Annotated in this window: 6 protein-coding genes; 1 reads left to right on the top strand and 5 read right to left on the bottom strand. The window is 61.1% G+C overall.

Annotation, left to right across the window (positions count from 1 at the left end):
- Positions 1 to 94: 94 nt before the first annotated feature.
- From CKO15_RS12710 to CKO15_RS12690, 5 genes are all read right to left on the bottom strand, one after another.
- On the bottom strand, positions 95 to 4,915 hold the full coding sequence (locus CKO15_RS12710) for a PAS domain S-box protein (RefSeq protein WP_200196912.1): 4,821 nt from the start codon (positions 4,913 to 4,915) through the stop codon (positions 95 to 97).
- 180 nt (positions 4,916 to 5,095) lie between these two features.
- Positions 5,096 to 5,476, bottom strand: coding sequence for a hypothetical protein (locus CKO15_RS12705; protein WP_200196910.1), 381 nt, complete (start codon positions 5,474 to 5,476; stop codon positions 5,096 to 5,098).
- Between the two features lie 332 nt (positions 5,477 to 5,808).
- Entirely contained in the window at positions 5,809 to 6,810 is a 1,002-nt protein-coding gene (locus tag CKO15_RS12700) for an Acg family FMN-binding oxidoreductase (protein WP_200196908.1), read from the bottom strand.
- A 93-nt stretch (positions 6,811 to 6,903) separates the two neighbouring features.
- Positions 6,904 to 7,602: an RES family NAD+ phosphorylase gene (locus CKO15_RS12695; RefSeq protein WP_338036068.1), complete on the bottom strand. Its 699-nt coding sequence runs from the start codon at positions 7,600 to 7,602 to the stop codon at positions 6,904 to 6,906.
- On the bottom strand, positions 7,595 to 7,978 hold the full coding sequence (locus CKO15_RS12690) for an antitoxin Xre-like helix-turn-helix domain-containing protein (RefSeq protein ID WP_200196904.1): 384 nt from the start codon (positions 7,976 to 7,978) through the stop codon (positions 7,595 to 7,597). Before CKO15_RS12690 ends, CKO15_RS12695 begins: the two co-directional genes overlap by 8 nt.
- 388 nt (positions 7,979 to 8,366) lie before the next feature.
- Here CKO15_RS12690 and CKO15_RS12685 point away from each other — a divergent pair, with 388 nt between their 5' ends.
- Positions 8,367 to 8,696 carry a PIN domain-containing protein gene (locus CKO15_RS12685; RefSeq protein WP_200196901.1) on the top strand — a complete coding sequence of 110 codons (330 nt, stop codon included), beginning with the start codon at positions 8,367 to 8,369 and terminating at the stop codon, positions 8,694 to 8,696.
- The last annotated feature ends 115 nt before the right edge of the window (positions 8,697 to 8,811 follow it).

Raw genomic sequence — 8,811 nt, 5'->3', positions numbered from 1 at the left:
CTGCTCTAAATAGGCGCGGTTCGCGCGCAGGACGCAGTAGTTTTGGTCGTGCAAAAAGATCGGATGCTCCATGGCATCCATAGCGTCGTCCCAGCTAGGAGTGGAGTGCGCTTCCATGGGGCTCTCCTGGGTTGGTGTTGGGATCAGCAGGCGGCTGCCGCCGTGCCAGTGATTCGATCCACTGCCGCAGTTCTGTACGATCCAGCGGTTTGCCTAAAAAGGCATCAAAGAGCCCACCCTCAAGGACTGTCTCGACCTCGCTGCGGGCGTAAGCAGTGTACAAGGCAATGGGCACCCGAGGGCCACCCTCGGCCTGCTCCTCGGCGCGGATACGCTCGGCCAGCTCAACACCATCGAGATCGGGCATGTGGCGGTCGAGCACCAGCGCGTCCAGCCGTTGCGTCTGCCACGCCTCCAAGGCGCTGGCACCATCCTTGGCCGTGGTGACCGTGCAGCCGAGTTGCTCAAGCAGGACCTGGGCGAGAAAGACGTTCGTCGGTTCATCATCGGCGACCAGCACATGCAGCGGGCTCGCCGGGGCCTCCTCGCTGCGGGGTAGGGGGGAGGTCTCCATGTCAGGGGCGGCATCGCGTTCTCTCTCTGGTGCTGCGACGGGCGTTAGCGGCAGCGTCACGCTGAACGTGGAGCCGACCCCCGGCGTGCTCTCGAGCGCGATTTCCCCGCCGAACAGCTCGGTGAGTTCGCGCACGATGGCCAGCCCTAAGCCGTGGCCGCTGCGCGAGCCCTGGTAGCCAACACGATCGAACGCCGCAAAGATGTGCGCCTGCTGCTCTGGGGGGATCCCCGGACCGGTATCGCGCACTTGGAAGGTGATTCGGTTACCGGCGTCAGCGATTACTGTTAGATCGATCCCCCCCTCCTGGGTGTATTTGATGGCGTTGCTGAGCAGGTTCGACAGGATCTGTCCCAGCCGGGTGGCGTCGGCCTCCACCCACTGCGGCACGCCGGCCTCAAGCCCACAGGTGCAGGTGAACGCTAGGCCGTGCTCGCCGGCAAGGTGGCGGTAGACGGTGCACTGGCTCTGAATCGCTGCATGCAGATCGAAAGGCGCGGGCCGCAGTTTAAGCCGGCCCGCCTGTAGCCGGCTCAGGTCGAGCAGTGAGTCGATCAGCTCCAGCAGGCGGCCGCTAGCGCGGTGGCACTGCCGCACGTAGCTCTGGCGCTCCTCCTCTCCTAGATCCGGTGCGGCGAGCAGGTCGACGAAGCCGGTCAGTGCGTTGAGCGGCGAGCGCAGGTCGTGGCTGACGGCGTTAAGGAAGGTGGTCTTGGCCGCCACCGCCTCAGCCAGCTCCTGCTCCGCGCGCTTCTGATCACTGATATCGAATGAGACACTAAGAGCGGTGATGATCTGGTCATCTGCATCCAAAATCGGATGCACCGCTAGATGCGCCATAAATGTGGTGCCGTCACGCCGTCGCATTTTGGTCTCTAAGCGAATAGGCAGGCTGCTCTGGTCGAGTTGCCGAGCCTCAACGTGCTCCTGTGCATGAAGCATGGAGACGTGCTGACCGATCAGCTCACTCCGCGAATAACCGAATAACGCCTCCGTGCCGCAGCTAACCTCCTGGATTACTGTGTCGCGGTCAGTCTTAATCAAGCTAACGGACTGGGCGGCCGCAAAGATCGCCTCGAGCTCTCTGTACCTCGTCTCAAGCTGCTCGCGCAGCTCTTTTTCAGCCTCCTCGGCGCGCCGGCGCTCGGTGATGTCTTCTTGGACGCCGAAATGGCCGGTGATGCGGCCTTGCTCATCGTAGAGGCAGGTGTAATACCCATTGATAATCATGGGCGTGCCATCGCTTCTCTTTTCATGCGTCACTGCGTGGGTCTGTCCTCGATCAAAGACCTCCCGCAGCACAGCGCGACTGTGCTCAATGCTTTCATCGGTGAAAAAGTCACAACAGGCGCGACCGATGAGCTCTTCTTCCGTGGTGCGGTATTGATCCAGCAGGGCTTGATTGATTTTTGTCATGCGCTGATTCGTCATGACATAGTCAAGCAGTGCTTCTTTTTCCTCTTCTGATGCGCCTTGCCAGTCAATCGGTTTATCCAGCATCATGAAGAAGAAACCGGTAATCGACTGATTGAAGAAATCTTCGAGCAGCGCTTTGCTCTGTGCCAGTTCCTGCTCGGACCGGACTCTGTCGGTGATGTCGTGCAAGTACCCGTGCCAGAGCGTGCTGCCATCGGCCAGGCGTTCCGGCATGGAATTCCCCTCAAGCCAGGCCGTTCCCTTTGAGGAGTGGTGAATCCGGAAGGTCTGGTACCACGGCGTTAAGGCCTGTGCCGATCGTTCAATGCTCCGGTAAAACTCACCCCGATCGGCCTCGTAGATGACTTCGAAAAGGTGATCGGGGTACTCGATGGCCTGTTCCGGCGTGACGCCGTAAATCTGTTCAGCCCGACCATTGGCATAGACGAAGGCGTGGCGGCCGTCGGGCCAGAGCCGGTATTGATAGATGAATCCAGGCAGCTGCGCGGTAAGATTGGCCAGCTGCTTGCGCGCCCGCTCGGACTCCTGTTGCGCCTGTTTGATCTCGGTGCGATCCTCGTAGACAGCGACTACTTCGCCGGAAGAGAGCCGGAAGATCCGGTTCTCACGCCAAGCAGTGATACGCTCATCCTGATACGAGGCCAGCGGCAATTCTTCCGGCACCCCGGTGCGGGCCACCCGTTGCAGCGCTGCCAACAGCCCCATCTCCACGATCCCTGGGAAGCAGTCGGTCAGTCTGCGCCCGATGACCTCGTCGCGGGTGATCTGCTCGATGCGCTCGGATGCCGGGTTGATCTCAATGAACTCGAAATCCCGCCCCTCATCCACCGGACGGTAGACGGCCACGCCACTGCCGGTCTGCTCGAAGATCCCGGCGAAGCGCTCTTTGGCTGCAGCGAGGTGTCGACGATACTCCTGCTCCGCAGTGATATCGCGGCTGATGCCCACGATGCGCACTGGGGCGCCGGAGGCATCGCAAATCACCTGGGCCTGCCCGTGCAGGGTACGGAACCTGCCATCATCCGCGCGACGAATCTCCATCTGGATATCGAATGGGGCGCGCGAGGCCACCGCCTCGTTTAGCGCAGCCACCATGCTATCGCGGGATTTGGACAGCAGTGCCTGGGTCCAGTCCTCAAAGGTGTGACCGAAGATCGTGGTGTCGCGGGATTTGGACTCCGGCGCCTCGGGCCAGCCCTCAGAGGCGTGATCGAGGGAGGCCGGGGCGATTCCGTAGAGGCGGCACATACCCTCATCACACTCGAGTCGGCCGCTTATTAGATCGTAGTCCCAGATGCCGAGCTCGGCTGCCGAAGTCGCCAGGCGCAGGCGCTCCGTCAGTCTCTTTTGAGCCCGCTCGGCTTCTTTCTCAGCCGTGATATCGCGCCCTGTGCCGCGAAAACCGGTCAGGTTGCCGTCTTCGTCCAGGATGGGCAGACCGCTGACACGCTGATGCACGAGGCTGCCATCCGGGCGCAGCGAGGCGTGCTCCAGCCCCTGCCAGGAGCTCTTCTCATCGGCCCAACCCTTCAGCAGGCCGCGTACCCGCTCAGCTTCGTCATCCGGCATGAAGTCGAAAGGCGAGTGCCCGCTGATCGCCTCGACCGGGCGGCCCAGCAGCGCTTCTGCCGGCGAAGTGATGAAACTGTAGCGACCCTCGGGGTCGATCTCCCAGATGTACTCACCTGCCGCTAGGGTGACATCCCGAAAGCGCTGCTCACTTTCAGCCAGCGCGCGCTCAGTCTCCTTGAGCCGCTGGATCTCTACTTGCGTGCCCACCATGTAAATCGGCGAGCCATCGGCCGCGCGGCGCAGGGTTTGGCCCCGGTTCTGCACCCAAAGCCAACCGCCATCGGCACACCGGTAACGAAACTCGATGCTAAAGGGAGTGCCCGCAGCTAGGTGGTGCTCGAAATCGGGGAGGATGCGCTCCAGATCTTTAGGGTGAACGAGCGCTTGCCACTGCGCGTAGGTGAGCGCGCCCTGCTGCTTGGGAGCAAATCCAAGCATCCGCCAGGAGGTCGCATCCCAGTAGGCACGATCGGTTTCAACGTCCCACTCCCAGACCCCAAAGCCGGCCGCCTCCTGGGCCATCAACAGCCGTTGCTCACGGGCGAACTGCGCCGATAAATCGATGCAGGAACCGATTTTGCCAACCACCTCGCCGCGCTCATTGAGTAGCGGCGCGATACTCAGCCGCGCCTGAAAGCGCTCGCCGGAGCAGCGAATCAGCTCACACTCCGTGGCGTAACCTTCGCCTGTTTGTTGCAGGCGAGCGATGCCCTCCCGAACCTTCTCATGCTCGGTCGGATCGTGGAGTATGCAGATGTCGTTGCCGAGCAACGCCTCACGTGAGTAACCGAACATAAGCTCGGCGCTGCGACTGGCCTCGCGAATCGTACCCTCAAGATCCGTCTCGATCAGGGCCACATCGGGAACCGCCCGCAGGGCGGCCTCGAGCCGATGCCGCCGCGCTTTGCTGCGCTCCAACGCTTCGCGCTGCTCAGTGATATCCTGGAAGGAAAGTGCCACGCCCCAGTCCCCGCTCTTCTCGTCGTGGAGCGGTGAGGCATTGATAACGATCGGGAAGGAGTCCCCGACGCATGGGCGCAACCAGACTGCGGAGTCTATGGTGAGCGATTCACCAGATACGGCAACCTGAATTAGCCGTTCGATGAGCGCCGTTGCCGATAGTTCAATTCGTTCGGTATCGAGCACCGTGTCGAAGCACTCGCCAAGCAGTGCGCTTTCGTCGGAGTGGCCGAGTCGCCGACAGGCGGCTGGATTGAGGTAGATCAAGCGGCCGGTGGAATCAAGTGCACAGACAGCCGCCGCTTGACAATCAAGCAGCCGCCGGAAAAAATCAGCTGGACGCTGGCCGAATCCCGTCGAGGCATCACCCATACGCCCTCCCGCCCTGTCAACGCCGCCATACGGCGATGAGGATTCCTCCAGTGCCGTAGAACGACACCGAGCTGATTTGAACCCATAACCAACCGACGGGTAGTCATAGGGGGGAGGGCGACTGACCGACGGTCCACCCGCCTTATTCGTTGTAAGGAACTACCGTCACGTATACCACAATTAAAGCCTGATGAAAAGTGGGCTTAATGGGTCGGCGGCGATGCGCTCGGCGGTCGCCAGAAAGAGCGATTTTACGATGCGATAGATCGTGGTGCGGTGGACCGGCTGCCAGCCGTCGCGCTGCGGGTAGAGGCTGACGACCATCGGCGTCTCCTCCTCGGCGGCCGGGTAGGGCGGCAGCCCGAGGTGTTCGCGGTAGCGGGCGAGCTCGCCGATCAGGCTGGAGGGAACCGGGACGTGATCGGCGGCGTCCTCCGGGCGGCGGTGCTTGCCCTTCACACGCCACCACCACTGCTCGGCGTGCGGCCGGCGCACCCTATAGAGATCGCCCATGCGCGCCTGGGCAAACTCGCTGGCCCGGGCGAGTTTCTGCACCGGCATCGGATCCTGCAGAAAAGGTTCTCGATGCTTTAATTATAAAATCAGTGGCTTAAGTAAAAATTTGGTTCAGTCTCTTTCTGCAGACCCGCCGTTTCTTTCTGCACACCCTTCTGCATTGTCCTGCACCAGTCGCCATCCCATGCTCCCCAGGACTCACATTCTCGTATCTGACAGGCATTCTCGTATCTGACAGGCGTTACTTTCGGCCCGCCCAGCCGTAGGCTCAAAGAACAAGACCAGCATAGCGGCGCTAGCGAATCTCTGAAAGGGGGATTCCCGCGCCGCACGCTATCCTTCCCCGGCCTGAAGGCCGAGGTTTGCCGCGTGCTGGGTCAACTCTCCTCTCTCCTCATGATGACTTGGTCGATTGGCCGTCGAGGGGAGGGTGGCAGTCGCTTTCTCGCATAGCCTAGGCGTATCAGCAGCAGGGGGCTTTCTGCCTTATCCAAGGCCAAGTGGGCGGCGAGTTGACTGCGAATCGGTACGACCTCGCAGGGCATGTTGACGTGAGCGTGGGCGATGTCTAGGGAGGTCGCAACCAGCGCTACACGTTCGAAACTGCGACCCAAGTCAATCCGATGGCGCTTTACGTGACGCCGGGCAGTGAAGAGCAGCAGCACGGAGGCACTGCGAATCGCCTTCTCCTGCCGGGCAGCCTCGCTTTCCGGCTTGATCAGTGTCGCCATGATCCGGCGTCCAAGCCAGCGGGGTATGGCAGGAAACCCCAAGGCTTGTGCAGTTAGGCCGTCTTCTTGCTCTGCTGCCTCTCGTCGCGAAAAACGGATCCACGACACAAGCTCCGCAACGAACGCTGGATCGTTGAACTGGGCAATGTTGCCCTCTCGGACAAAGCCGATGATCGGTTCGATAGCCGGATCACCGACCCGGAACGGCCGCACCGTCACGGATTCGCAACGATTGGCTTCCAGAAGCCGGTTAAGATCCGTATCACTGATCGTGCGACCGTCGTAGAGCCCGCGGTTCGTTTGCCGGAGAGGGATCGCTTGGAACAGTGGCTCTACACTCTCCTGGGCCCCTTCGCGCAGACGAACCCGCAGACACTCCTTGGGCTCTTCAGGAGGAAAGTAGTCGGTGTGGGCTGAAAAACCGTGCTGTGCCGCCGCGATGGCCAGATTTTCGAGTGCGCAACCCAAGCTGATGAACAGCGCGTGATCGTCCGGATCAACGACCGGCAGGCGCCGCGACCTATCGGGATAAATCCGGATGGTGTCTCGGTCCACCGCGAAGCGCCACGGCTGGCTGTTATGGCCAGACGGGGCACGCGCGGCGAACGAAATCAGTTGCCGAGCAACGGTCTGTGGGATTGAGTTCATAGGTCCAGGCCTTTTAAGGTGAGTCCCTGCTGCTCATCTACGAATGCCCGGCGAGGCTTAGCGTACGATTTTTTCCGTTTCGTGAGCTGACCCCTAGTAGTTCGTTTCCCGGAGTTCGACGACGGCCGTAATCCGCTGACCATCCCAGCGATACTCGAAGTGCTTGCCCTGGCGCGTCGGGCCAAGTGCCGGAGGGCGGAATACGGCGGCACAGTCGCCTCCCTCCTGGTCTCTGACGCTAGGGTAGGCCAGTCCGTAATGATCGTGCATGCGGGCAACCGCGCCGAGCCGTTGGCTGTTGGCATAGCTGTCGGGATCCAGGTACGAGGTGGCCGAGTTGGTATCACCGCGCAGGTCGAGCAGGTCGGCGTCGAGTTCCGCGATGTAAACGCGCATCTCCACCGCCATGGGTGGCTCATTGGATTCGGCCAGGAAGCGCTCGCGATGGTATCGCGTCTCGGCTACGGCCGTGCGCTCGTTGTCAGCGCAGTAGTACACGCCGAAGCTGCCATCGGTGAACCGGCTGGGCCGCGGATAACACAGGGCGGCCATGATCGGTGACCATCCCGGCCCGCAACGCCGATCCTCCTGCTTGATCAGGTGGATTTCGCCCGCCTCTTCGCGTAAGCGGTTTGATGTCAGGCCCTCGAGTTCGTTCAATGCATCGAGATCAGCGGGATCACCGGCAACGCCCTCGAACAGGGCAATTGGAGGGAAGCGAGAGGGAACGATGCGGTACGATCGCGGCCAGAGGACCGGGGAAACAGGGAACGGGGCGCACTCGTCAGCCACGGGCACCGTCCAGATACTGGCGCACCGCCACGAGATCGCCCACCTGACCTCCCAGCATGCGCTCAAGTGGGGTGTGTCCGGCGAACAAGGGGTTTGTGTTCGGGCGTCGTATCCAGCTGTTCGCAGCGTCCTCGCGCGGAAGCAGGATGTGCAAATTCTTGTGGATCCCCAGGATCAATGACAACCGCTCTAGGTGGTTTACGTCGAGATTGGCGCGCTCGGGGTTGCGCTTCCACCGCCGGTAGGTGCTTTCCGGGGCGCCGAGTAGCCGCGCGGCCTGGGTTTCAGTAAGCCCCCATGCGCGGGCAATGTTGGGATAGGCGCGGAGGCCGGCGGCACTGAGCTGATGCTGCTTTCGAGCGGTCATCTGTTGCATGGCGTATACCCGAGATCTCGTTCAGTGTTTCTGTATTGTACATCCAAATGAGCTTTCACGGCAAAATATCGCTCATTTGGTCGAGGCTCGTTTGGGCCGTCCGTGCCACTGACCTCGAACGGCCGGGTTGGGAGACCATTGGGCCGGTGCCTGCTACAGCAGTTGTATTTACTATCAGGCGGTTGCGGATGAGCAGCGGGGACTCACCTCGAAAGTCCTGGGGCGTTCAATTCCACGCCAGACACCTGCTCTTCACTCTAAGTATTGACTATGGCCAACTAACCGGGATAGAATCGACCCACGACTCACCTCGTGACCGCTTGGCTTGATCCAAGTGCTCTCGGGGCGACAAGCCGCCTTCGGGCGGCTTTGTCATTTCTGGAGATTTATGTTGCGTACCGTTGTATACGTCGATGGTTACAACCTGTACTACGGACTCCTAAGAAAAACCGCCTTCAAATGGTTGGATCTGGTCGCGCTTTTCCGCGATCACGCACTTGCCCGACAGGCTGATCTCGTTGAAGTGCGCTACTACACCGCCCCCGTCTTGGGCCGCATGTGTGACAGCGCGGACTCCCCGAAGCGCCAACGCTCTTACCTGCAAGCGCTTCGCAAGATGCATCCCCGGCAAATCACTATTATCGAAGGCAAGATCATCGCCTCCAAACCGGTCAAGCGCTTGGCCGATAAATCCGTGGATACCCAGAGTATGGAATAGTCCTCAAGTGGGGGGTGCATTCCACGGGAAGTGGGGTGCCGATTCCACGCGAAGCGGGTGTGCTGTTCCACCGGAAGTGGGGGGGCGATTCCACCGGATGTGGTGGGGCCGTTCC

This window comes from Halorhodospira abdelmalekii (assembly GCF_016583625.1).
GTDB classification, from domain to species: domain Bacteria; phylum Pseudomonadota; class Gammaproteobacteria; order Nitrococcales; family Halorhodospiraceae; genus Halorhodospira; species Halorhodospira abdelmalekii.
This window is presented reverse-complemented; position numbering and strand designations above follow the sequence as displayed.